Source organism: Micromonospora inaquosa (assembly GCF_003857055.1).
GTDB lineage: Bacteria > Actinomycetota > Actinomycetes > Mycobacteriales > Micromonosporaceae > Micromonospora > Micromonospora inaquosa.
Genome location: NZ_QGSZ01000039.1, coordinates 1 through 2,599 on the forward strand (window position 1 = coordinate 1; position 2,599 = coordinate 2,599).

Here is a 2,599-nt window from a genome sequence, read left to right on the forward strand (position 1 = left end):
ATCACGACCCGAGCAGCCTCACCCTCAGTCACCCACTGGCGACGGACACACGGTGCGCACCTCTGCAAGATCAGCTGTACCTAGCTCTGCACTCCAACGAGTACCCCGACAATAGGGTCGCGGCGAGGCTGGCCGGACTCGCGGTCCGTATCCACGAGCACGCGCCGCTGTGGGCTGACTACGGTGCCAGGCTCGTCGCCGTGGTCAGCCGTGTCCGCGAGTTGCAGCGCGTCGGCGACCGGAGCGGCCTTACCGGCCTGCTGTGGGTGATGGTCCGGTGGCTGTTCAGGATCTCGCGGGGCGCAGTCCGACTGCCCGGCACCTCGCAGTAGCGGCCCGGGTTCGCGGGTCCCCCGACGTGCTGCATCGTTCCCGGTCAGTAGTAGTGCTTCGTTAGATCCGGTACCGTTCGGTGTGGTGTAACGGTTGCACGGGTTGATGGCAGGTGAGGCAGGCGCCGGTCCAGGTTGCGAGAAGGCGTTGCAACTCGCGGATGACCGTGTAGAGGGTCAGCCCGGCGCAGCCGGTCTTGGGTCCAGGCGCAGTTCGGTGATGAACAGGTGCGCGGCGGTGACCGGGGGTGACGGCGGTGCCAGCCGATCCAGGAGCGGCCATCGAAATGGTTTAGACCGAGGCCGGGTCTTCAACTCACGGTAATCATGTTCAATCCGCCAGCGGATCTGCCAAAGCGGACCACGCTGGCGCGGCTGGCGGCGGCGGGCAGGCTGGACAGCGTGTACTTGACCGGCTCGGGCTGGTCGACGGGCCACGGGGCATCAGCCACCGGACGGGCAGGGTGCCGTCGGCGTCACGCGCGACGCGATGCCACGGCCGGACGTATCCGCAGAAGACGAAATGCGAGCACACCCAGCGGAGCCGCGTCCGTTTAGGTCAGGCGGCTGGCAGGGCGATGACGAGTTGCCCGTCGGCGAGGCGGAACTGCTGACCCGTGGTGTGTTCGACCTGGCGGGCAAGCCTGCAGGCCTAACCCCAATGCCGCGTAGTTAGTGGCGGCGGCGGGTTGTCAAGTGGGTGTGTCGATGCGTAGGAAACAGCGGAACTCCCGCTATAGAGGGGTTGTCCTCACAAGACACCCTTCGAGCTGGGAGTTCCGCTGCCCGAGCATTCTGTCATCCATCGCACGATCCAGGTAGCGGCAGGCCGGTTCGCGCCGGGGCATCTGGGTGAGCTGACGCAGATCGTGCCGTTCGAGATGGTCGACGACATCCTCGCGACGACCGGCGCGGTGCAGTCCCGGATCCGGGACCTGCCGTCGCGGGTCGTGGTCTATCTGCTGCTGGCCGCGGGCCTGTTCGCCGAGTGCGGCTATCGGCAGGTTTGGGCCAGGTTGACCAGCGGCCTGGACGGTCTGGCGGTGGCCGTGCCGACGTCGTCGGCGCTGGCCCAGGCCCGACGCCGGATCGGTGTCAGACCCCTGGCCGCACTTTTCGCCCTGCTCGCCGGGCCCGCTGCCGGTGCCGAACGGTGGCGGGGACTGCTGGTCTGCGCGATCGACGGGACCACCATGTCGGTTCCTGACAGCCCGGCGAACCTCGCCGTCTACGGCCGGCAGACCGGTTCCCACGGCGGTTCCGGGTATCCGCTGCTGCGCCTGGTCACGGTCGTGGCCTGCGGCACCCGCACTATCATCGACGCGGTCTTCGGCACGATCGGCGTCGCGGAAATCCGATACGCGCCGCGGTTGTTCGCTTGTCTACGGCCGGGAATGCTGCTGCTGGCCGACCGCAACTTCGCCGTGCGTGATCTGGCCGAGCAGATCCACGCCCGCGGCGCGGACCTGCTCATCCGCTGCAAGGACAACCGGAAACTCTCCACGATCCGGCGCTGCCCCGACGGCTCCTGGCTGAGCAAGCTGGGCACCGTCACCGTCCGGGTCATCGAAGCCGAAATCACCGTGACCACCGGCGGACAGCCGCACCACACCGGCCGATACCGGCTCCTCACGACCCTGACCGACCACCGCACTTTCCCCGCCCTGGACCTGGTCGCCCTCTACCACCAAAGGTGGGAAATCGAGACGGCGTTCCTGGAACTGAAATCCACCACCCTCAGCGGCCGGGTCCTACGCGCCCGCACCCCGGCCGGAATCAGCCAAGAGGTTTACGCCCTGCTCACCGCCTACCAGGCACTGCGCCTAGCAATGACGGACGCCACCGACAGCGACCCGGACACCGACCCGGACCGAGCCAGCTTCACCATCGCCCTGAACACCGCCCGCGACCAGGTCATCCACGCCGCCGCAGTCATCGCTGGCACCATCATCGACCTGGTCGGAGCCATCGGCCGGGCAGTCCTCAACGACCCGCTCCCCGAACGCCGCACCCGCAACAGCCCCCGAGTAGTGAAACGAGCCATCTCCAAACACCGCGCCAAAGGCAACATCGACCGCACCAACCACCCAGCCGCGACCACCACCATCACGACCCGGTTGACAACCCGCCCCGAACCCTAAGGGCTTGCAGATCATTAACACGCCATCTTGATCTCTGGCGGTGTGGTGATGCCTTGTGCGGTCGCGAGGTCGTTGAGGTCGTTGAGTGTGGCGAGCCGGTGTGGGTTGGGCCGGATGGTGTGTCCT

Annotated in this window: 2 protein-coding genes and 1 pseudogene; 2 read left to right on the forward strand and 1 reads right to left on the reverse strand. The window is 67.3% G+C overall.

Annotated features, from left to right (window positions below):
* Positions 1 to 332, forward strand: a 332-nt coding sequence (locus tag DLJ59_RS36775) for a hypothetical protein (RefSeq protein ID WP_208648502.1), incomplete at its 5' end; no start/stop codon positions are given.
* Between the two features lie 177 nt (positions 333 to 509).
* On the opposite strand, the pseudogene DLJ59_RS37135 reads toward DLJ59_RS36775, so the two are convergent.
* A pseudogene (locus DLJ59_RS37135) lies at positions 510 to 769 on the reverse strand (IS701 family transposase); the annotation flags it as partial.
* Between the two features lie 375 nt (positions 770 to 1,144).
* Here DLJ59_RS37135 and DLJ59_RS00340 point away from each other — a divergent pair.
* Positions 1,145 to 2,473 carry an IS4 family transposase gene (locus tag DLJ59_RS00340; RefSeq protein ID WP_279635718.1) on the forward strand — a complete coding sequence of 443 codons (1,329 nt, stop codon included), beginning with the start codon at positions 1,145 to 1,147 and terminating at the stop codon, positions 2,471 to 2,473.
* The last annotated feature ends 126 nt before the right edge of the window (positions 2,474 to 2,599 follow it).